This window comes from Ktedonobacter racemifer DSM 44963 (genome assembly GCF_000178855.1).
Taxonomy (GTDB): Bacteria; Chloroflexota; Ktedonobacteria; order Ktedonobacterales; family Ktedonobacteraceae; genus Ktedonobacter; species Ktedonobacter racemifer.
In genome coordinates this window covers 493,905-516,323 of record NZ_ADVG01000002.1, presented here as the reverse complement: position 1 = coordinate 516,323, position 22,419 = coordinate 493,905, and the positions used below count along the sequence as shown (strand labels likewise).

The 22,419-nt window shown below is 53.3% G+C and carries 16 protein-coding genes and 2 pseudogenes; 8 read left to right on the top strand and 10 right to left on the bottom strand.

Features of this window, described 5'->3' with window-relative positions; translation table 11 throughout:
• Window positions 1-428: 428 nt before the first annotated feature.
• Both KRAC_RS18640 and KRAC_RS18635 read right to left on the bottom strand, forming a co-directional pair.
• Complete coding sequence (locus tag KRAC_RS18640) at window positions 429-1,910, bottom strand: FAD-dependent oxidoreductase (protein ID WP_244422197.1); 1,482 nt, start codon at window positions 1,908-1,910, stop codon at window positions 429-431.
• 189 nt (window positions 1,911-2,099) lie between these two features.
• Window positions 2,100-2,564, bottom strand: a complete 465-nt coding sequence (locus KRAC_RS18635; RefSeq protein ID WP_007909642.1) for an FMN-binding protein — start codon at window positions 2,562-2,564, stop codon at window positions 2,100-2,102.
• Between the two features lie 456 nt (window positions 2,565-3,020).
• On the opposite strand from KRAC_RS18635, the pseudogene KRAC_RS61935 reads away from it, so the two are divergent.
• Both KRAC_RS61935 and KRAC_RS18630 read left to right on the top strand, forming a co-directional pair.
• Window positions 3,021-3,191 (top strand): annotated as a pseudogene (locus KRAC_RS61935) (MerR family DNA-binding transcriptional regulator); the annotation flags it as partial.
• Window positions 3,192-3,268: 77 nt separating this feature from the next.
• The gene (locus KRAC_RS18630; protein WP_007909639.1) at window positions 3,269-4,564 is read left to right on the top strand and encodes an RNA-guided endonuclease InsQ/TnpB family protein; all 1,296 of its coding nucleotides are present in this window, start codon (window positions 3,269-3,271) and stop codon (window positions 4,562-4,564) included.
• 248 nt (window positions 4,565-4,812) lie between these two features.
• Here KRAC_RS18630 and KRAC_RS18625 read toward each other — a convergent pair whose 3' ends face one another.
• Together KRAC_RS18625 and KRAC_RS18620 are read right to left on the bottom strand one after the other, a co-directional pair.
• Window positions 4,813-5,511 (bottom strand): response regulator transcription factor, encoded by a 699-nt coding sequence (locus tag KRAC_RS18625; RefSeq protein ID WP_007909638.1) that lies wholly within the window; start codon window positions 5,509-5,511, stop codon window positions 4,813-4,815.
• Window positions 5,504-6,736: a sensor histidine kinase gene (locus tag KRAC_RS18620; protein WP_007909637.1), complete on the bottom strand. Its 1,233-nt coding sequence runs from the start codon at window positions 6,734-6,736 to the stop codon at window positions 5,504-5,506. The genes KRAC_RS18625 and KRAC_RS18620 overlap by 8 nt, the downstream gene beginning before the upstream one ends.
• Before the next feature lie 763 nt (window positions 6,737-7,499).
• Here KRAC_RS18620 and KRAC_RS18615 point away from each other — a divergent pair.
• Window positions 7,500-9,179 (top strand): sensor histidine kinase, encoded by a 1,680-nt coding sequence (locus KRAC_RS18615; protein ID WP_007909636.1) that lies wholly within the window; start codon window positions 7,500-7,502, stop codon window positions 9,177-9,179.
• Window positions 9,180-9,244: 65 nt separating this feature from the next.
• Here KRAC_RS18615 and KRAC_RS18610 read toward each other — a convergent pair whose 3' ends face one another.
• From KRAC_RS18610 to KRAC_RS18595, 4 genes and pseudogenes are all read right to left on the bottom strand, one after another.
• On the bottom strand, window positions 9,245-9,637 hold the full coding sequence (locus KRAC_RS18610) for a hypothetical protein (RefSeq protein WP_007909634.1): 393 nt from the start codon (window positions 9,635-9,637) through the stop codon (window positions 9,245-9,247).
• Between the two features lie 67 nt (window positions 9,638-9,704).
• On the bottom strand, window positions 9,705-10,805 hold the full coding sequence (locus KRAC_RS18605) for an IS4 family transposase (RefSeq protein WP_157507188.1): 1,101 nt from the start codon (window positions 10,803-10,805) through the stop codon (window positions 9,705-9,707).
• A 109-nt stretch (window positions 10,806-10,914) separates the two neighbouring features.
• Window positions 10,915-11,103: pseudogene (locus KRAC_RS76060) on the bottom strand (IS4/Tn5 family transposase DNA-binding protein); the annotation flags it as partial.
• A gap of 160 nt (window positions 11,104-11,263) precedes the next feature.
• Window positions 11,264-12,496 carry an ISAs1 family transposase gene (locus KRAC_RS18595; RefSeq protein ID WP_007909633.1) on the bottom strand — a complete coding sequence of 411 codons (1,233 nt, stop codon included), beginning with the start codon at window positions 12,494-12,496 and terminating at the stop codon, window positions 11,264-11,266.
• Window positions 12,497-12,972: 476 nt separating this feature from the next.
• Between KRAC_RS18595 and KRAC_RS18590 the strand changes: the two genes are divergently transcribed.
• A complete protein-coding gene (locus KRAC_RS18590; RefSeq protein ID WP_007909631.1) occupies window positions 12,973-14,268 on the top strand; it encodes an RNA-guided endonuclease InsQ/TnpB family protein in 1,296 nt (431 codons plus the stop codon).
• Between the two features lie 719 nt (window positions 14,269-14,987).
• Here KRAC_RS18590 and KRAC_RS18580 read toward each other — a convergent pair.
• Window positions 14,988-16,250 (bottom strand): phosphodiester glycosidase family protein, encoded by a 1,263-nt coding sequence (locus KRAC_RS18580; protein ID WP_007909629.1) that lies wholly within the window; start codon window positions 16,248-16,250, stop codon window positions 14,988-14,990.
• Window positions 16,251-16,786: 536 nt separating this feature from the next.
• On the opposite strand from KRAC_RS18580, the gene KRAC_RS18575 reads away from it, so the two are divergent.
• The 3 genes from KRAC_RS18575 (at window position 16,787) to KRAC_RS18565 (ending at window position 20,080) form a co-directional block, all read left to right on the top strand.
• A complete protein-coding gene (locus tag KRAC_RS18575) occupies window positions 16,787-17,203 on the top strand; it encodes a hypothetical protein (RefSeq protein ID WP_040443839.1) in 417 nt (138 codons plus the stop codon).
• A gap of 226 nt (window positions 17,204-17,429) precedes the next feature.
• Window positions 17,430-19,082, top strand: coding sequence for a winged helix-turn-helix domain-containing protein (locus KRAC_RS18570; RefSeq protein ID WP_157506801.1), 1,653 nt, complete (start codon window positions 17,430-17,432; stop codon window positions 19,080-19,082).
• A complete protein-coding gene (locus tag KRAC_RS18565; RefSeq protein ID WP_169460910.1) occupies window positions 18,998-20,080 on the top strand; it encodes a LuxR C-terminal-related transcriptional regulator in 1,083 nt (360 codons plus the stop codon). The genes KRAC_RS18570 and KRAC_RS18565 overlap by 85 nt, the downstream gene beginning before the upstream one ends.
• A gap of 414 nt (window positions 20,081-20,494) precedes the next feature.
• On the opposite strand, the gene KRAC_RS18555 is transcribed toward KRAC_RS18565, so the two are convergent.
• Window positions 20,495-21,727, bottom strand: a complete 1,233-nt coding sequence (locus KRAC_RS18555) for an RNA-guided endonuclease InsQ/TnpB family protein (protein WP_007909626.1) — start codon at window positions 21,725-21,727, stop codon at window positions 20,495-20,497.
• A 59-nt stretch (window positions 21,728-21,786) separates the two neighbouring features.
• Between KRAC_RS18555 and KRAC_RS18550 the strand changes: the two genes are divergently transcribed.
• Window positions 21,787-22,407 (top strand): VC0807 family protein, encoded by a 621-nt coding sequence (locus KRAC_RS18550; RefSeq protein WP_007909625.1) that lies wholly within the window; start codon window positions 21,787-21,789, stop codon window positions 22,405-22,407.
• The last annotated feature ends 12 nt before the right edge of the window (window positions 22,408-22,419 follow it).

Below are 22,419 nucleotides of genomic sequence, written 5' to 3'. Positions count from 1 at the left end.
CTTATAGGCATATTCGTCATCATTTTAAGATACTGTGGGGACTTTCTTAACATAAACGCGCTTGGCATCTTCTCAGTTTTTGCTGGCTGGCGGGACGATGGCGTGAGGCGTCGTCTCCCACTCGCCGAGAACTCAAGTCCTCGACACAGCACTGTCACCAGATACTCGTCCTGGTGCTGCTTAATGAACGCATACTTTCTGGTGGAACACGCGAAAAGATGTCGATCGCTTTTTAGGACGTCGCGCTCCTTAGTAAACTCTCTCTCTCAAGGTTACTCCCTTCACAAAGGTGGGCCATGGTCAGGTTTCTCTATTTTCAGCGTTACGATTAGACCAGAACGACAATACATCTCAAGAGGGGTTAATATCCCTTTGAGAGGTATTGTCGTTTCTCACTGACAAATGCAAAACAACATAGTGACGACATATCATGTAAGTCCTGGGAAAAAGTCTTTCTTTATCTGGTTTGGCCTGATGTGCATATGCCCCAGCATCTCTACAGAGGCTCGTACCATCTCTGGCGGCCCGGACAAGTAGTACGTACGCTCTCTATAATCTGGGACAGTAGCATAAATGACTTGCTCATTGAGCCTGCCCACCAGGCCCGGCCAGTTGCGTGGAACGGCTGTTGTATCGGTCACGACAGGGTATACTTTGGCGCCGAGTTGGGCTTGCGCCGCTTGGAGAACGTCGACGTAGACAAACTCATTCGCGGTTTTGTTGACGTAGAAGAGAATAATGTCGCGTTTCTCCCGGGTATCAAGGAGGTACTTCAGCATGCTGCGAAAGGGCGTAATTCCTATGCCGCCCGCGATGAAGACGAGTTTTTGTTGCGGGTTCGCGGGAAGGGTAAAATCTCCGGCTATCTGAGCCGCCATAATTTTTGTCCGACCATCCATTGTGGTCATGGCATGCTTAAAAGAGCTACCCTCGGGATAAAAGCGTATGCCTACGTGAACAAGTTTTTCTGTTGGTGATGAGGCGAGCGTAAAGTATCGCCGATTCCCTCTGCTATCAGCGTGAGGATGATCGAGTGTGAACTCCATATATTGCCCGGGGGCAAATGCCAGCTGTTGGGAGGGTTTGAAAACGAAATCCATCACACCGGGAGCCAGCTTGACCTTCCTGCTTAATTTCAGCAGCACTTTTGTCTTCGGACTCACCAGGTACGAGAAAATGTTTCCCAGAACCAGGGCAATCTCGGGGGTCGAGTACACTGAGCCGATATGCAGTTGTGGAATGAAGAGCACGCCAACGATCGCCGCATAAAGCCGCCGTAGTGACCTGGTTGGCGGAGCTGTGAGTGGCTCCGTGAGCATGATCGTGGTGAAGAAAAAGAGGGGCGACCCGAGCAGCATTTGTTTTAGATGGGTGAGGAGCGCATTGCCCTGTAGCAGTGTCACCACGCACGAACATGCCAGCGCAACGCCACAACACACGAGAACGACATCCTCCTGACGTATCTTACGCGCTACCAGCCAGCCACCAAAGAGCACGAGGGGTAACATGTCTGTCGTGCCCACCCACCAGCTTGCTGACTTATTCAACACAACCGCAGTAATGACAACCGCGATTGCTGCTGGATTGAAGAGGTGTTTGTGACGCACGGCGAGTATGTATTTAGAAGCCATTGCCAGGATCGCTGCCCAGCCGAGGAATTGGATATCACCGGAAGACTGGGCTGGATCGAGAATCAATGCCAGAATGAGCGCTGTGATTGTAGCTGATTCAACATTCGCTGGTACGGCAAACACACGCGCCAGAATAGTATTCATGGCCCAACACATGATGAGCAAAAAGAGCGTTGATGCCAGGAGCATGAGTGGGGAAAAAGAAAGGAGCTTAAAGCATGATAGGAGCATTGCTAATCCGAGCATCCCTATCAGGGCATAGAGTACCAATCGATACATAGTGATTCTGTCTAAGACATAATCTATGGGTTTGGTTATCATTGGCGACACACATACCTTTCAAAGCCACTGGTAAAGGTTGCTCTGCCTTGAGCATCAATCATATATCCTTATCTTCCTGAGTCACGAATGGGTCGACGATCTCGACCGTAATGGGTATCCCCATAAGTAGGCGCGTGTGTTTCATGTTTATTTTGCCTGAGAAAGAGCGTCGGTAAGCGATTGTATAAAAGCGTTGCTCGTATCCGTGGCCCCCGAGACCAGGTCGACTTGAGCACTTTGTGCTTGAATTGCTTCTTGGGAGAGGATAGGGTCAGCGTAGGCATTGATAGAGATCGATCGGCTTCGATCGCTTGGATACTGCAAAAACGCTACAGACGTTATTTTCCCATTCTGAATAACAGCTTTTACCTGAACGTTGCCCCAGGTCGCATCGTCAACACTTCCGACATATGAACCATCTTTGTACGAGCCAGAGCCGGATGAACCCGCTGAACTGGTAGGAGGCGAGGCCACATTTGTAGGAGATGTGTTTGCCGGTGAATTTGAATTGGTCGAACCGGTTGGTAGGAGCGCGACAGCATTTGAGTGATACAAAAAGCTGTAGAGGAGGAAGGCTCCTATGATAAGCACGGCAACGGTGAATTTTTTCATGGGTCTATGTAACCTCCCAGAAGTATTCTCATTGGTCTCGCACGCAACGATGTTTTTTGCCCGACAAAGCGTCAGGCGGTGGGCACCAATTTGGCAATGCTTGCTCGGTCGTACATATGGTATGTCCCTTGAGTATAAGGAAGGAGAGGGGCAACATATTTGGCATAGCATTAGGCCGGTCTGTTAGCGGCGAAAGTTTTATTCTATTGGTGGTCTCAGTATAGCCATTGACGCTGAGCGCTGCATCGTCTCTTTCGCCATTCTTTCGATACCTCTTTTGACAGTGGCGGAAGCGGCATTGATGGCAAGTTTGCGTCTTATGTCTACATTGACTATTTGGCGGCGAAGGCAAGGAGACGAGAATGTAGCATGGAGAAAAAAAGCGTTTGGTGCCTGCGAGAAGGAGATACATACTAGGTATTGACAACGTGTGCGAAAGTAAGTGAGAATAAGTAGATATACGCAGTCGTACCGTTTGCCAAGCAGGTGGATGTCAGCGTGAAAACAGTGCAGCGCTGGGACCGAGAAAGCAGGCTCAAAGCCAAACGAACGCTTTCTGGGCGTCGCTCCTCTCATGAGGTCGATCTGACCACGGCGCTCAACCTTCCGAAGTTGCCAGCCGCTCGCTGAACGAGAGCCACTTGCCGGGTGTCGAGTCCTGCTCAACTGGAATTCCCGCAAAGCGGGAGAAAAGGCGCTCAAGGATGAAAACCGCGCACAAGATCCGGATGAACCCCACGCCTGAACAGGTGGAGTATCTCAAACGAGCCTGTGGCACGAGGCGGTTTATCTACAACTGGGGACGGGAGCAGTGGGAGAAGCAGTATCAGGCGTATACAGCTGAGCAGGAAACCGTTCCCCAAGAGCAGCGCGTGCTCAACCCGCCACATGCCCTCGCACTCAAGAAGCAATTTAACGAGATCCGGGAGCAGGAGTACCCATGGACCTATCAGGTGACGAAGTGTGTGGTGGAGGGTGCGTTCGATGACCTCAAGAAAGCGTATGACAACTTCTTTGCGGGCCGAGCGAACTACCCGCAGTACAAGAAAAAGGGGAAGTCGCACGAGTCGTTCTATCTCTCCAACGATAAATTCACCTTGGGAAGCCATTGGATCTCGATTCCCGGACTTGGCCGCTTCATCCTCGATCAGCGCCAAACGAAGAAGGACCGAGGCAAGCTCTTACGCAGACTGGGAACGGTGAACCTCGCCGAAAAACTGCGCTTCGTCGAAAAGGGGAAAGCCACCACTCCCACGAAGAAGCGCAACCAGCGCAAGCACGTCGTGTGCGAACGGGTCAAGATCCTGGGGGCGACGGTCTGCTGTGAAGCGGGGCACTGGTACGTCTCCATCCAAGGAGACATCACACGGGAGCGCCCTAAAGCTCCCGAAGCAGTGGTGGGGGTAGATGTGGGCGTAAAGCACGCTGCTGTGGTGAGCGATGGGCGCAGGCTTGAGAACCAAAGGCCATTAGCGCTCCATCTCAAGAAACTCGGCAAGCTGCAACGCCAACTCAGTAAGAAAGAGAAGACGAAAGACCCGCAAACCAGGCGAACCGTGTTCAGTAAGAATTACGAGAAGCAACGACTCAAGGTCGCACGCAAGCATCAGCAGATCGCCAACATTCGGCGGGATGTGCAGCACAAGTTCACGAGCGAACTGGCGCGCACCTGTGGGGCCATCGGCATCGAAGACCTCAACATCCTGGGGATGATGGCCAACCGGAAGCTCTCGCGTGCCGTGGCCGATGCCGCGATGGGGCAACTGTTGCAGTTCCTCAAGACCAAAGTGGCCAACGCCGGGGGAGAGCTCTTCATCGCCTCGCGCTGGTTCCCTTCGACCAAACGCTGTTCGTGCTGTGGGCAGGTCAAAAAGCGCATGCCGCTCAAACACCGCACCTATCAGTGCGTGGCCTGTGGGCTGGTGATCGACCGGGATCTCAATGCCGCCTTGAATTTGCTGTGGTTCGCAACAGAAGAGCTTCGCCAGCTTCACGCGTAAAGCTGGCCGTCCTGGAGAGTGGCTACCGCCGGACGTAAAATGCCTGGGGAGTTGATGTGAGACCGAAACGGGAGGGCCGATCCAAAGGTTCCCGTGCGCTGGCTATCGACGATGAAGCAGGAAGAACTGACCGCTCGAGGGTGTTTACACACGTTCGAGTATGAGAAAGGTAGCAGGTATTCGAAGTGATTGAGCGTTAGTGTATCAAACGGGTGCCTAAAACCTCTGCCTTCAGCCGTGAGGAGTCGTCACCAGTTTTCATCTCTTTCATCGTTGGGTGACAAAATACCGTAGCGAATGGCGACCGTGATAGCTGACGCTCGCGAAGTGACATTCAGTTTCGTATAAATACTGGTCAGATATGCTCGAACTGTTCTCTCCGCAATGCCCAAATGCCTGGCAATGTCTTTACTCCGATCACCGCGTGCGACCGCTATAAGGACTTCTCTCTCTCGCTCGGTTAAATCGATGGAGCTTTGATGGCTCTGATTACTTGCGCGAGGCTCGAAAGGCGCGGATTTTGTTGTATAAGAGAGAAGTCGTGCCATGATATCAGATTGCATCAGGATTTCTCCTCTGGCTGCGGCACGGATCGCGTTGAGTAAGGTGTCTAGCCGAATATCCTTGAGCAGGTAGCCACAGGCTCCTGCTTGTAATCCACGAATCATGAGATCATCTTCATTGTAGGTCGTGAGGATAAGAATGGCGACTTGTGGAGAGCATCGGCGAATTTGCTCAATGGCGGTGATACCATCCATAGAAGGCATACGCAGATCCATAAGAACCACATCTGGCTGTAATTCTTCCATCAGTCGTAAGGCTGTCTCGCCATCCGCAGCGTCACCGACGACCTGGAACTCGTCACTGGCCTCTTCTAGCATCAAACGCACTCCTTCGCGAATAATGGTATGGTCATCGACGATCATCACGCGAATTTTTTTATTCATCAAGTGCCCCTTTCTGCTCGAGCGGTATCTGGAACCGTAATACCGTTCCCTGTCCTTGTTTGCTCTCTACATCCAGGCAACCACCTATCAGGTGTGCGCGTTCGCGCAGGCCAAGCAGACCGTAATGTCCAACCTGCGTCGCGATAACTGTGGGGTCGAATCCTTTTCCATTATCGCGTATTTCGATGAGCAATTGTTTCTTGTCGCGAGTCGTCGTACAGATGGCACGAATCCAGGCGTGCTGTGCCTGGGCGTGGCGGGCTATGTTGGCGAGACCTTCAGTAATCACCCGTAGCACATGTATCTGTTGTGTGGAAGAGGTAAGCGAGAGTGCATTAAGGTCAACGCTACAGGCTATGCCAGTGGCTCTGCTGAAGCGGGCGACCTTTTCCTGTACTGTGAGTGTGAGGCTCTCAACATGTTCTACATCCATACGCAAATCATAAATAGCGCTACGGGCCTCTGCCAGCGTTTCTCGTGTTTGTACCATTGCCTGTTGAATGATATTTTGTGCAGGCTCATAGCGTTGGTTGGTCAGTCGTCGATCCGTGACCTCTAATTGCATGGCTAAGCCAGCCAGCCCTTGGACCAGGGTATCATGTAATTCACGTGCCATCCGCTGCCGCTCAGTAGTGAGGGTGAGTTTCTCCACATGGAGAGCGTAAGCAGAGAGCTGAGCGTGCGCAATTTCAAGGTCCTTGAGCAATTTCTGCGCCTGCTCGCGTGCGTGTACCTGCTGAAGGTAGAGAACGGTAAAACTGACGGCAAACACAAAAATTGGTGCGGCAAATCCCCGTAGTGCCTCTCCTAGTTCGTGAGGAATAGTGACGTAGAGAATAAACGTAGCCAGGAGCAAGGAAGTGATATAGGTCCCAATCGCTATCACGCGGGTCTGATTCTGAAATACGCTGGTTTCCAAGATAAGTGTGAGATAGAGGCCCATCGTGACATCCCATTCATGAATGAGAATGCAAAGGCCCAGTGCGAGCAGACTTTGGAGGATGCACATCAGTAATTGCCGCGATTGCGATACTTGAGCGAACCGATCCGAAAGATAAAACCAGTGGATGACGATATGAATAATCATCAGGATCGTAAACAGGAGGATCTCTGGAAGGGCGAGTGTATGCTCAGGAATTCCTTGCAGTCGAAGCCCCCAGAGATAGATGAGGCCCAGCCACAATAGTATAAACCAGCGAAACAGGCGAGAGTGATAGGAATCCATGTATCGGCTTTCTTTGGCGCTGTGCAATCAACAAACGTTGGCACACATTATAGCACTCATGATAGCTGCTTGATAATGACCTGTTCCGACAGTGTCGAAAGAGGTAAATTCGTATTTGAAAAACGAGGATTGACCTGACGTTATTGGGCTTTAGCCCGCCGCAAGCCACGGGGATTCATCCCGTGGTTAGGCGTTTGCGGCTTTAGCCCTTGCCCTTCCGTTTTTTCTGTACGCGAAAAGAATTGATCAGCAGTACATTGAGAACTGAATAGTGTATGGGTTCCATAGCGAAGGGCTATGGGTAAAAACGCTACCGTGTTAGCCAAAGACCACGGCTACTTGCTAAAGAGAGCAATTGCAACGTGTAGGCATTTCAATCAACGTACAAAAGTATCAGGGGATAATCGATTGCTCCCCTGTAGTTGGTCGAATGGCACGACCCACGGATAGCAGCAATGCTATGCGCGTAGCTCGCAAGGAGAAAATGTACTTGCGAGAAGCCACTGGTCTTTAGACCATGTGGAGTGTCACTAGATTCCCACGTTCATAGCGAATCAGGCCTGTAGGGTACGATATGTGAGATTGACACTCCCGCGTGCCTTAGCCGGGGGAGTGTCAAAAAAACTCTCAGGTTGTTTAGACTTCTATAATGAACAGGGAAAGGTTGCAAAGCGCATCTACGCCAACTTCCTATTTGTTCCTTTTAAAATGAAAGAAATAGATGCATTGTCCTTCTAAAGATACAGTAGAGAGGTAAGCCTGTATGGGTCAGAACGACGCAACATCGCTTTCCAACGACGCACGACTTCTCTCGGAAAATGGGGTCTATACGGAATCCTTGCGAGACGCCACAACGACTCACCCTGAAAAATATGTTTATAAAGAACACTCCTGGCATGGTTTCCGCATCTACTCCTTTGTACCCTCATTCCTCCCAACAAGCTTGCGTGTCCCTGCTCTTGGCTACCTTCTTGCGATATTGCTCCCACTGTTCATCGTGCTCGGCATGATGTTTCTTACCCCCATCTCGCCTTATTTTCTCTTTGCAGATGTGTTGCTTCTGATTGTTGTGCTCATCATGTCCTTAGGATGGGGAACGCTTCCTGGCCTTCTTGCGGCAGGGGAAGGTATCCTGCTCTGGATACTTCTCATCCTTCCACCTTTTTTGTCACTGGAATTGCGTCATATGGAGCACGTTTATAATGTCCTCATCAGCAGCATCGCGTCCTTGGGTCTTTGCCTTCTCCTCAGTCAGATACAATATACGCGCCAACAAGCGAAGAAGTCACGTGCTGAGCTGGCACGTGTCCTTCTCTTAGCTCCCGTTCCTGTGCTGATGGCCAGAGGCCAAGCGTTCCGTGTGGTATTGCTCAATCCTGTGATGAGAGAGCAATTTGGGATAGGAGACATCATCGGCAAACCGATGAAAGAAGCATTTGCTGATGCCGATTTTCAAGAAATCATCACCTCCTTGGAGCATGTCATGACAACAAAGGAATCGCTCAGCATACATGAATATCATATTTCGAGGTCAACGACGACCAACCATATCCACAAAGAGTACTATCTCAATCTGTTTTTTCAACCCGTTTCTTGCCTGACTGGGGACACCGAGGACATCATTCTCTATGCGGTCGATGTGACAGAAGAAGTTCTCGCGCGCGACAAGATAGAACATCTGCTGAGAGAGCTCAACGCATTTCTAGATGTGATTGCACATGAGTTACGAACTCCATTGGCGGCGATCAAGGTAAGTACGCAATATACCCAACACCTGCTCACTCGTCTCCAACGTATCCTTGATCAACAAGATCTCTCCGCCGATGGGATGAAATTAGTCCTCAAGACGCACAAGTATCTGGATGGAACTCTCCAACAAGCAGAACTGCAAAATCGCTTGATCCAGGATCTCCTTGATGCCGCACGTTTACGAGATGCGCGGTTGACGTTGCACCCCCAGCCTTGTAACCTCATAGCGCTTCTGCGCAGTAGCCTTGAGACGCAGAGACGGCTGTACCCTGAGCGGACCATCACCCTCACCCTCCCAACAGAGGACGAGATTGTTGTCATGGCTGACCCTGAACGTGTTGTACAAGTGTTTACGAACTACTTGACCAATGCCTTGAAATATTCTGCACCCACGGCTCCTGTGAGTGTGTATGTGACCTGGGAAACATCTCAGGTTCGTGTCAGTGTTCAGGATCAAGGACCTGGCGTTACTGCCGAACAGCAGCAGCGGGTCTGGGAGCGATTTTACCGCGTACCTGGCATTCATGTACAAAGCGGATCAGGAGTGAGTCTGGGACTAGGCCTCTATATTTGCCGCACCCTTGTTGAGCTTCAAGGGGGTCAGGTTGGTCTCCACAGCGTCCCTGGAGAAGGATCGACCTTCTGGTTTACCTTGCCAGCGATCCAACAGATCAACATCTCATCTCAATCATAGCCTCTGCTGTCTAGAATCTGTTAAAGACTCTTTCCCTAATTTTTGGCGGAACCTGTTGATCCTCCTTACGAGCAAGAAGTCTTCTTGCTCGTAAGGCCCAGCATGGCCCCGAACCAGCCCATGAGAGTGCCACAGGCCATGTCGAACGCAATGAACAAGAGGTTATTGACGAGTATTGTCCTGACAACCCACCACATAGTATTGCCCACAAGTTGAGGGAAAGTGCCCTGGTCGTGAGAGATGCCCGATGCCACGAGCATGAGCAATGAGGCAAACGAAATGGCAATAATCGCAATAATGATATAGATCGCTAACCCGCTGAAGAGGCCAGCCTTTAGCCCTGTCAGCAGTCCGGTGCGAATGCTTCCTGTTTTCCTGGTTATGAGCCATCCCGCGAAGGCATAAAAAGGGAGATGTTTACTAGATCTTGACAAAGTGTGCAAATGTGCGTGAAACATTCCACACGGTTCCAGAAATTGGACTGGAAAGTCCCGGTGTTTCAACCTGACAAGTTAACACAAATGCTCAAGGAGAGAAAGAAGCAGCCAGATGAACGCCTTCCAGGACTGTTTGGACATACAACCAACCGCGCCACAAGGTCATCCATCCCGGAGGTCCATCCCCCTTGCGGTTGAAATAGCCGCCGAAACTGGCAATGGTGTGCCACAGTTCCCTGACGCTCATGTGCCCGATTGGACGCCTGGCCAGACGGGCAACGACCTGCACGACGTCGGAGCTCATCACCTCCGTCGCCTCTGCCTCCGGAGCGTTCTGGGCGATCTCTCGCAGACACAACAAGCGCAAGGCCATCGGCGTGAGGACCGCCAGCAGTCGAAACAGCGCCTCCACGCTGCGCATCTGCCGCTGCTCGATCCGGCAGCCGGTTTTGAGCGCGTGATGGAACTCTTCCAGAAGCCAGCGCCAGCCATACCACTGGACCCGTTGCCACGCCTGTTCGGTAGTGGCAATCGGCACCGTCGTGACGAGCAGCCATTCCAACGGTTCCGCCCCGGCGGGTGGCTCGGGTTCCCACACGCGCAGGACCCACACCGGCAGTTCCTGCTTGTCCCAGGAGGCTCCGTGCTGCGGCGGCTGGATCAAGACGCGCTGAAAGCTCACCCGGAGCAGGGTATCGCGAGCGGGACGCTGGTGTTCGGCTCGCACATGGAAGACTCGTGCGTCCTGCGCTGGCTTGCTCTCTGCCTGTTTGCGCAGATGATGCAAGACCCGTCCGGCTTCCTGTTCCTCTGGCTCCAACGCGACCAAGCGGTCCTGGCACACACGGATTACGAAGTCACATCCCAGCTTTCGGCACACTTCCCAGAACGTGAAGAGGTCGGCTCCGCTCTCCCCCACGTGTACCCAATGGCTGCCACTGGGTGGGGAGCCGATGTGCTGCGCGCTGCGTTCCCAGACTTGCGACTCGCGGGGGCGCGCTCGACGCTGTGCCCGCGTTTCGTGGGCTGGCGCGCTTTGCCGGACAAAGGGGTCTTGATGGGCACAGCCCAGGATCTGCTTGTTCTCGGCATCGACCGCCAGCACCGTGTGGATGTGGAACTCCCGTCCTCGATCTCCCTTCCCAACGGGTCCAACTCCGCTCGTGCTCGTATGGCTCGTGAGCGTGATGCGCCGTCTGGTCTGCGATCAACAAGACCCACGCGCGCTCCGCCGCCATCTGACGGGTTTGTGCCCAATGGGGCTGCATGATCTGCTCATGGCTGATCTCTGGGGTGTTCAGGAAGCGATACGCTGCCATCGTCTCACTCACGTTGCGCATCGCGTTGGGCAAGGAGGCCGCTGGCTCCTCTGCCAGCGCCGCTGCGATCTGCACCAGTCGGTCGGTTCGTCGCGGATCTCCCAATTCCGCCGAGGCGAAGGTCTGGCTTGCCCATTCTTCCGGGTTTTCCCATTCTTTCGGGTTCATCTTTCTCCCTCCTTTGCTTGCTCTCGCTCCTTTCTTTTAGCGTATCAGACTTGTGTTAACTTGTCAGGTTTCAACCAGGGGATGCGCAAGTCGTTCCTTTTTGGGACGCGGTCGGGAAAATCGATGTTCCCCCAACCCAGGGCTTTTCGGTTTACCCGTCCTACCGCGATAACGTGCCACACAGCAGTTGCAGGGCTTCATGAGGTTGAGCACAAAAATGACGCATGGCGGAGGCCGCATTTTTGACGTTCAGCCAATCCATCAAGGCAAGAACCCCTCCATTGAGCGCGGCCAGGGCCTCTGGGGCTCCCGCCAGACGCACTTGAGAGGCATCTTCCCCCATGGTGACGTCACGTCGATAATGCAGACGATTCTCAATGCGCCAATGAGTTTGTTGGTATGCCAAGAGACGAGCAGCAGTGGCCTGCCTTGGCGTCAAATTGGTCAACCCATAGACGATCTCTTCTCGAGTGGTGCCATCCTTGAGATGGGTGCTGTGCCGACGCAACCGGAAAACCTGTGCGATCCCTGCCCATTGCGGCTCAAACCAGGCATTCATCTGCGTGCTGCTCCAAAGCTCTCTGATCTCCAAACGCCCATGGCCTTTTTGGGTCGTCCTGGCATACTGCCATTCTTCACGTTGGGCATCTTTGTCCTCGAAAAAATCGCTGAGATCTTCATAGAGCTGAGGCTGATTGAGCTTGGCAATCAGCAGATAATAGCCTCCGTAGCTCTGCACGCTGGCACACCACTTCTTCTGCGTATGCATGGCATCGGCGCTGAGAATGCGACCTTTGACCAGGGCTGGATGCAGCAAGGTGGCGGCAGCACTGATCTCGTTTTCTTTTTTTGCCACTGCCCGTTGCGCAATGACGATCCCACTTTGACACTCATAAAGCGAGAGCAGATGGACTGGCGGCTGGTTAGGCGCCTGATGCTTCTGGGTTCCTCGCATGGCTTTGCCATCCATCGCCAACTGTGTCAGTTCTTTCGTTTCGCCTGGCGTGTGGAGCCGACTGGGTTCGTCCCCACATTGCTCAATCGCTCTGGCTTTCAGCAGCACACTTGCAAACGCTGCTGCAATCTCATTGCTCTCACAATGCATGAGCGCAAACGTGCAGGTGGAATTGGTCGGAAAGCACCTGGGCCACCCAAGGAGACTTTGGATCTGTGGCTTCCTTTCCTGTATCCACTCCAAAATGCCATGGATGCTCGTTTCCCCTGCCAGCTTCCCCAAGAGCAAGAGCGTCAAAATGAGAGGAAGCGGATATCGCTTTCCCCGTTTGCCGCGCCCATCTTTCACCTGAGAAAAAGCGGCGTAGAAGGATGCTGGATCAATGCTCATGGCTTCTGGAAAGGCTTTTTCCTCGTCGCCAAATATGCTAAGGTACATGCAGTGTCATTTCTCGCTTTCTTAGAGGTGTTTTGTGATTGTTTCTAAGTCTAGCAAGAAATGGCTTCTTTTTCACGCTTTTCGGGAAAACCAAAAAGCCCTGTCCCCCAACCAAACTCCCCTTGACAGTTCTCACCTTCTCTGGTACACTTGTTCCAATTTACCAGAAGGAGCGTCGCTCTCGTCGATGGCGGACATTCCCACCAGCGTCCGGGTGCGGGCTCGGGTCGGACGAGAGAACCCATCACTGGGCGAATGAGGAGACCGCTGTCTCCAAAGCCCGATGTGGAGGAGGGGGCGAGCCCATCGACCCAACGTCTGGCGGACCTGTCACCCGAACCTGTTCTTTGGGCAAGGAGCGTGACAGCCAACCCAGCCCCCATCCCATTCCTGGCGGGGAGGAGCAGTCACTGTAGTGAGCCGTTCTTTGTGCGGATGGCGTCAGTACCGCAAAGCGTGAGAGAAGGCACTCAACAATGAAAACGGCGCACAAAATCCGGATGAATCCGACCCCTGAACACGTGGAGTATCTCAAACGGGCCTGTGGGACGAGACGGTTCATCTACAATTGGGGACGGGAACAGTGGGAAAAGCAGTATCACGCGTACAAGCTGGAACAGGAAACGACTCCCCAAGAGCAACGTGTGCTCAAGCCCCCGAACGCTCTCGCGCTCAAGCAGCAGTTCCATGCCATTCGGGAAGCAGCCTATCCGTGGACCTATGACGTGACCAAGTGTGTGGTGGAGGGAGCCTTTGCCGATTTGGGAAAAGCCTACAGCAATTTCTTTGCCGGGCGGGCAGCGTATCCTCAGTACAAGAAGAAAGGCACCTCCCACGAATCGTTTTATCTGGCCAATGACAAATTCACGATAGGCAGTCATTGGATCGCCATTCCTGGACTTGGTCGCTTCATCTTGGATCAGCGCAAGCAGCAATCGGATCGAGGCAAGCGTAGGCGGAAGCTGGGAACGGTCAATCTGGCAGAAAAGCTGCGCTTTGTCACGCAGGGGAACGCCTGCGTCCCAACGAAGAAGCGCACGCGACGCAAACACGTCCTGTGTGATGAGGTCAAGATTCTAGGGGCCACCGTGTCGTGTGAAGCGGGGCACTGGTACGTGAGCATCCAGGTCGAGATCACCTGTGGGCGTCCTCCCACGCCCGAACCGGTGGTGGGAGTGGATGTGGGCGTGAAGCAGGCTGCTGTGGTTTCCGATGGACGCAGGCTTGAGAACCAAAAGCCGTTGGCACGCCATCTGGGGAAGCTCGGCAAGCTGCAACGCCAGCTCTCGAAGAAGCAGAAAGCCAAAGACCCGGAAACGGGGAAAACCACGTTCAGCAAGAACTATCAGAAGCAGCGGTTGAAGGTGGCTCGCAAGCATCAGCAGATCGCCGCCATTCGCCGGGATGTCCAGCACAAGTTCACGACCGGGATTGCTCGAACGTGCGGAGCCATTGGCATCGAAGACCTCAACATCCTGGGAATGATGGCCAATCGGAAGCTCTCACGCGCCGTTGCGGATGCGGCGATGGGGCAACTCCTGCAGTTCTTGAAAACCAAGGTGGCGGCTTCTGGCGGAAACCTCTTCATGGCCTCTCGCTGGTTTCCCTCCACCAAACGCTGCTCGGGCTGTGGACACGTCAAGAAACGCATGCCACTGAAACATCGGACCTATCATTGCTTGGTGTGTGGGCTGGTCATCGATCGGGATCTCAACGCTGCTCTGAATCTGGAGCAGTTCGCACGCGATATGCTTCGCCACCTTCTCGCCTAAAGGTGGTCGTCCTGGGTAGTGGCTACGACCGGACGTGAAAGTGCCTGTGGAGCTGATGTGAGACCGAAACGGGAGGGCTGATCCAAAGGTTCCCGTGCGCTGGCAGTCGGCTGTGAAGCAGGAACAACTGACCGCTCAGAGGCGTCTTGCACACCTTTGAGTATGAGAAAGGTAGCAGGTTAACGAAACTCAGGATGAGGGTATCCGTGAGAGCAACGACATCATTGGTCTTAAAAGTGAGTGACATATCTGAATGGTAGCTGAACACAGCCTTTTGTGGCATCATCACGTAGAGGATAACCCTCAGCACAAAGATGATAAGGGCCGTGAGGAGAGCGTATTTAAGGGCTGACACTGGTCTGGGGCTGGTAACGATTGTCTTTGCATCATGCATAAAGATTCTCCCACATATTCACTCTGTGTATGGATACGCGGACTTACATAGATCCCTCAATTGGCGTGATAAGCGATTTGAATATGTGCTGCGAGCTGGCCATCTTCTTGTTGGTGTTGACCTATCGGGCAGTTCCGCTTTCCGCGTGAAAACCTGCTCACAAGAGTAGAACATGCTTTTGAGCATCAGTATGCAGAAACATGCCTCTTCTGTCAAGTTCCCATCTCTCCATTTCCCCCTCCCTTCCCACAAGGAACGCCTCTTTCATCCCCATGCATGAATGCAGGGTCTTCAGAGGCGGCCAAGGATAAAGTAGTATTGAGCGTTATCGGTAGCGGAGTGTTGATGGCTGGCTGGCCTGCTGCTCTGTTTTATAGATTAGCAGACTATTGGCGACCAAGCGCTCATGACCGTCCGAGAGCGTATTGATGACTGATACCCTGTTCTGTCCCGGCAGGCGCGCGACCATCTCGGCAGAGCCACCACCATCAAAGAGGAGGGCCTGGTAGGCTCCATGCTCTAGTAGGTAACCCGCCATCTGTGAACGCGTCAGGCCGTGGCTGTGGTCTGGTCCCGCCTCGCGCCCATCGAAGACGACGAAGATGGCGTGCCTGCCATCTCGCGAGATGCCCACGGCGGTCAACGGATTGACGGCGGCGCTATCGCCAAGCTCGCTGGCATTGGGGATCTGCCCATCTTTGACCAATTGTGGACCCCCACCCAGGGCGTATAGCAGATCACTATCGGGCATAAGCTGCTGGGTGATGTTCAGTGTATCTCCCGGGTGGATATTGGCCTGGAGCCACCGTCCCGACTTACCGCCGCCTACCAGGGCCTGCTGATCGCCCGTAAGCTTGTTTAGCGTTGTCATATTCGTTTGGAGCGAGGTAACAATGTATCGAGAGCCATCAACCGGCTTGAGGAGCGCTACCGTGTATCCGCTCACACTCATAGCGCCGAGGCGGGAGGTTACCAGCAGCATGCCGCCATCTCTGGGGACTGCGTAGCGGTTGACCGCGTTCAGGGGGTGACTGGCGCTGCCAGTGCTGACGGTCCCGCTGAACTGTTCGTGATCGATGACCATATTCCCATCGCTATTGATGCCAAAGACGGCAAAATCGTTGGCATTGCGTGATGGCGGGGTTGGACTCTGCCAGAGTTCGCCGTTGATCATCACCATATTGATTGGAGCGCCCGTTGTGTTGATCTCGAAGAAGTCGCCATTGATGCCAGCCAGCGCCTGCGAGCGGTTCGCCATCGAGCCAACCGTCTCGCCCCGACTCAACAGTTGATCGTTGGCCTGCATGACCCCCAGGCGTAGATAAGGATCGGAGAGATCGACGTTCAACAGACTGGCATGCTGAGGCCCGTCAGCCGTACTCAGGGTCTCCGTCGAGATCTGTAAGCCCCTGGCCAGAGCCTGGTCAAGCGTTTGCTTTTCATTCAGCACCAGGGGCCAGTTGGGAGGCGTGTCAGAACGCCATGGACGTGCCACTTTGGCGTATGCCAAAGCCGATTGTCCGGCAAGCAGCATTAGAAGCGCCGCACATAGAAAAAGCTGCGCAGCCCCGTGCTTGTGTATCAACATATGCTCATTTTCCTTGTAATAAATAGTATGCTCTTTACTTAATTTTACAGGGATTGATAAATAATAATGTAATATATGCACGAATACTAATAATTTTCATGTGTCAACATGGGAGACCTGGAGGTTGGGGGGAAGCAGTTAACCTCGCTTGGGCTAAAGCCAGCAATTGAGGACGAAAAAATCGTATTGATCGAGCGTTGAGCAGCCTGTACTAGTTTTGTCTTCGTGCAATGGTTGGGAGAGTTGCGATACAAAATATCCCCAACCATTTTGCGCCTTTCCCTATCGGAAAGGCGTCTTCCCCGGAGAACTCACACACTTTTTCCAAGGATAGCAAACTTTCCTTGAGGTTTTATCACCGGCCTGCTATACTCCCTGTTAGGCAACTGTTAGGAGCATGCCTAACACCTCCACCATCTTTCCACGGGAGGGATTACCATCAAGAAGCTGTCAGCGACAACTGGGATCGTCCAAAACGAGACGCTGGTTTACGAACACCAGGGGCAGCAAGTGGCAGCCGCCATCGGGACGCCTTCTTGGTATGCTGGCTCGAAACGGCAGCCGCCTTCACGTTTGAATGCGAAGCGGGGACGTTTACCGCGCATAAAAGGAGGGCAGGGAATCGGCGTGGCGGCTGGTATTGGCGCGCCTATCGTCGGAAACTCGGACAACTCGCCACTTGTTACCTCGGCGTCTCCGCAAACTTGACGCTGCCCTGCCTGTGTGAGGCGGCCCGCCGCCTAGCAGCACGTCTTGAGGACACATCAACCGAGAAAGAAGCATCAAGTCAAGAGCATGGTTCGCAGACCCTCCCCTCGCCTGACGTTCTGACACCCGTTCTGATCCTGAATACGAAACTCGCTGTTCCGCGTCTGCCAGTGCAGCATGTATCACGCCCCCGTCTCCACACCCTCTTAGACCTGTCACTTATACACAAATATGAACGTTTGTAGAAGATCCTCAGAATGATGCGAGGGAGAGGTGTTGGAAAAAACGCCCCTTGATGCACAATGATGTGCTTTCAGCTTGGCGAGACAAGCGACGTTTTCACCGAACGTGTGTCACCTCTCGTGTGGGGAAAAACGAGGCACCTGCAGCGCATCGCTTCCGTGTTCTTTCTCAAGATCGCATATTTGTGTATAAGTGACAGCCCTCTTAGACCAGGGGGTGCAACGGCCCTTGACGCTCTGCTCGGCTCCCGCTGGCTTCGGGAAGACAACGCTGCTCGCGGAGTGGGCCACTGCGACTCCCTTCCCTGTAGTCTGGCTGTCGTGCGAGGAGGCGGATAATGATCCAGTGCGCTTCCTCTCTTATCTTCAGGCTGCTCTGGCGAGCCTGGATAAGCGCACTGGCGCCACCATCAGAGCCAATCAATTTGCACCCACCTCTTCATTGGAAGAGGCGATGACGCATCTTCTCAACGATCTTGTCCGTTTGCTCCAGCAGGATACAGTCATGATTCTGGATGATTACCACCTCCTGACATCCGAGACGATCTATGCTCTCATGCAATTCCTGCTGGATCATCTGCCCGCTCGCTTACATCTGATCATCGCAACACGCGTTGATCCACCGTTGCCCCTGGCACGCCTGCGGGCACGTAATCAGGTCAGCGAATTGCGAACGGAGGAACTCTGCTTTGTCTCCTCGGAAGTCGAAGCATTTGTGCACACCATGAGCCTCACGCTCTCCAGCGAAGCGATGCACCTTTTGGAAGAGCGCACCGAGGGCTGGATCGCTGGCATCCAATTGCTGACACTGGCGCTGCATGGGAGGGCTGATGCTGCCGGGTTTCTGCGGCAAGCAGGCGGTGTGCATCGTTTTCTCCGCGAGTATGTGAGCGAAGAAATTCTGGGGCAGCAGTCAGCGGAGACGCAACATTTTCTGCTCTCCACCTGCCTCCTGCGACGGCTCTGCGGACCATTGTGCGACGCGGTGCTTGATGAGGTTGGTAGCAAGGATCGCCTGGCGCAACTGCGCACCGCTAATCTCTTTATCAGTGTTCTGGATGAGGCGGAAACCTGGTATCGCTACCATCCCTTCTTTGCTGAAGCGTTATCGGCACACCTGCGAGAGCGGGAACCTGAGCGCATACCAGAGCTGTATCGTCGGGCCAGTCTCTGGTATGAAGAGCAGCACCAGGAAGAGGAAGCCTGCGCGTACGCCTTGCTCGCGGGAGATCAGCCCCGTGCAGCGGCTCTCCTGGAGAGGCTGATGCCGCAACTGTTTGAACAGGGAGAGTTTTTACACATGCGAGCATTTCTCTCTCAACTCCCGCCAGCTTTGATTACTGCCTCCCCATTGCTTTCTCTGACCTCGATCTGGGTACAGGGGTTCGGCCAGCGCCCTCTTTTCAACTCAGAGCAATCGGTGAAGATGTTGGCTTCGCACCTCAAGGAGCAGATACTGATACAGAGGTGGGATGATTCTGTCGGCTTTGCTGAACTGCCCGAGGTTCTCCCGCTCTTGCAGACATGGGCGGCTATGGCTCAGGGCGATATGGAGCGTTCGATCACCCTCGCCCAGCAGGCAAGAGCTATGCACTCTCCTGCTGAAAGCGCGCTGAGCCGTTTTATCACGGCGGGCCACCAGATGACGCTTGGCGTTCTCTATCGTGCGCACGGCGATCTGGAATCTGCCGAGCAGGTACTCCTTGAAGCTTTCCCTATGGGCAGAATACGTGCAGATCATCCTCAGTTTTTGACTACCGCACCTACGATCGCGGAAATCTATGAAGCGCGGGGCAGTTGCGCGCACTTGGACACCTCTATGACGATGTGTTCCAGCAGCTCGCTCAGAGAGAGAACTCGTCCTCTCTTTACCTTGCTTTGATGCAAGTACGCCAGGCCAGCCTGTTCCATGAGTGGAATCAGCTTGCCGAAGCTGAGGCGAGCGCACAGCATGCAAGGGAGCTGGTTCAACGCTTGAAACTGCCTATCTCCACCATGCTCTTCATCAGCTCCTGGGTACAGGTGCGCGTTGCCTGGGCATTGGGCAACATTGATCAAGCCAAGCAACTGCTCACACAAGCTGCGTTCGATCTGGCGACATTTCCACATCCTTCTGCTCCTGAGCTAGCGCATGCAGGGAAAAGAAGTGCGGAAATATTCTCCGTGCGTTTTGCGCTCTTGCAGGGTCAGCTTGAGCAAGCCGAACATTGGGAAGCAAGACGCAGATTACGTTTTGATGATCGGCTGCCATCTCCTCTTTCGCGCTACGATTATCTTGATTATGTGACTCTGGCGCGCATCTTGCTGGCCCGGGGACGTCTCCAACGAAAGCCAGTGGCGCTCACAGAGGTATTGATGCTGCTGGACCAGTTACGTACGATCTCCGTGAGGAGGAATCTGGCTGGCTGGTTCAGAGAGATCCAGATCCTCACAGCATTAGTCATGCTTGCACAGGGCCAGACGAGACAGGCCCTCTTCACGCTCGGACCAGTGTTGGCCCAGGCCGAACCAGAAGGCTACGTGCGCCTCTTTGCTGATGAGGGAGAGGGGATGGCACATCTGCTCGCGCAGATTACCCCTTTTACCTCTGCCTCGCCTGACTATATTCAGTTGCTCCAGGCTGCGCTTGTTCCTATGCCGCAGGCACCTGCTGCGCTTTCGCTCCCAACATCACGTCAGTCTCTCCCCGATCCTTTGAGTCCTCGTGAACAGGAAGTGCTTCAATTGGTGGCTCTTGGCCTCTCAAACCAGGAGATCGCGGACCGATTGGTCATCAGCCTGCACACGGTCAAACTCCATGTCAAACATCTTCTTGCCAAACTCGCGGTGATCAATCGCACCCAGGCAGTTGCCCGTGCCCGCGAACTCCATCTGCTCTAAATCAAGAATACAATACTCCTCCCCAATACCTCCTTCGAGGGACGTCATATGCTCCCTCTTGCGGTAGACTCTTTCTAGCGACCTCGATGATATGGCAGATAGGTATGCCTATTCATATATGGGAAGCAATGATAAATATCAAGATCATTTAATGCTTCAAAAGCGAAAGAAGGTGATATCCTATGTCAAACCTACGGATCTCAAATCAACAGGCGTTCTCTCCACAAACGATCTGGATGAGGCTTCTTCCTACGCTCATCTATGCGGCGATTGTCCCCTATCTCATCTGTCTCGTGGCTACTGGGAGCTTTCATCTCTCAGAGGTCAGTACCCTACGGCGAAAGCCGAGGGCTTGGAGTTGTGTCTGAACTCCACCGCAATTCAGCATACCGTTTCAGGCGTGCTGCTTTGGCTTCATCGTCCGACACAGAAGGCGCGTACTGACAAGAGGCCCGTTCCTCTCCAGTCTTGCCGGATAAGAAGCGTTCGCATCGCAATGTTTCTTGCACCAACCAGATCGGCATGGAGCGTGTACTGACAATTCTGACAGACGAAGAGCAATCCTTTGTTGGGCCTATTCTCTTTGCAGGTGTGCCCACATTTGGGGCACGCTTGCGAGGTAGAGTTGGCATCGACCTTGATTGCCATACTTCGATGCAAGAGCGCTTTATAGGCAATCATGCTATGCAACTCAGCGAAGGACCATTTGGAGAAGGTACGATTGGCTTTTCGCTGTTTTGCACTTTTGCCTTTGCGTCGTTTGGTACGCTCTCGAATATCTGTCAGATGCTCCAGTCCAATCAAGCTTTGAGGGTGCTGTAGGACAATCCGCTTACTCACGACATGATTGGTATTCTGCTTCAACCGTCTCTCTCGTCCACTGATGGCAACGAGCCTTCTTGTCGCTGAACGAGTGCCTTTCTTTTGCAGACGTTTTCTCAGTCGTGCGGAGTGGTTTGCCTTGGGGACAATCTGTTTGCCTGAATGGAAGGTGCAATCCCCTTGCATCGTCGCCGTGACGGCAAGGTATCGCATCCCCACATCCACTCCGGCGACCTGCTTGTGCGTTTCAGGTGTAGGATCAGCCGTCTCAATTGCAAGAGAGACAAGGAGGTAAAATTGTTTCCTGGGCTTGTCATACCAGAGTTTCGATGCACCAATCTCCGCTCCACGCTGGATCAATGCCACATGCTTATTGTAGCCAGTAGAGGGCACGATAACACGTCCCTCAAGGGTCAGGATGCTCACCTGCTGCTCTTTCTTGAAGGTGTAGTCTTTCTTGTACTGATAGGTCAACGTGGGGGAGATGAACGTGGGAGCCTTATCAAGCCCTTTGTAGCGTTTCTTGGTCTTCCCTTCCTTACGATGAACAGCATTGTTCTTGACCTTTGTCCAGAGGGTTTTATACGAGGCTCCAACTTGGCGAGGAACAGAACAGGCCATTTGCGAAGGCAGATGAAAACGGAGGCGGATCTCTTCGTAGGTGGCATCTTGCAAACGAACAGCATTGCTCATCTTGCCATGCGCAAAGGCGTACTGGCTCACATAGTTGAGAGAATCCCGATACGCCAGTTGCGTTGTACGTAATGCCTTGAATTGCTCGGGCGTTGTATTCAATTTGAGTTTCGCTGTTACTACCGTTTGCATACGCTAAATTATACCATAGTTTTCATCTGACTGTCAACAATACATGAGCAGATGAGAGCATGTCTACGGCGTATTCCACCCAAGCCACCGACAAAGGAACGCCGCATTCCTCCCCATGCCTGAAAGGGCAGGGGCATCCTGCGGCGTTTTGGGTGAATGCGCTCTTGCTGGCTGCCATTTCGCCAGCGTCTGGCTCGCTCATCGAACTGGTGCGCAAGCGACGATTGAGCTTGATCGGCTCGTTTGCGCTGGTGGGTATCGCTGTGAAACTCTTGAGCGCATTGCTCTTCAATGATGCTCGCCTCGTGCTGATTAGCCACTCGTTGATGGTTGGCGTGTTTGGGCTGCTTATGCTGGGCTCAGTACTGATTGGGAAGCCGGTTCTGCTGGTGCTCATTAAAAGTGGATTGGGGGAGAGGTCACAGGTGCAGAAAGCACAGCTTGAGCGGAGTTTTCAATCCTCAGGGGCACACCGCCGCTTTATGCTCCTGACAACAGCCTGGGGAATGGCATTGCTGCTCATGCTGATTATCTGCGTGATTCTCACCTACACGCTCCCCATTGCTCAGGTCATTCTGCTCAAACCGGTGATCGACTATGGGATCATCGCGGCCCTGATTGCGGGCTCTCTGACTTTCAGGTCTATCCTGGTCGCGAGAAAACGCCAGCAAAACGCCTGATAGTGGCAACAG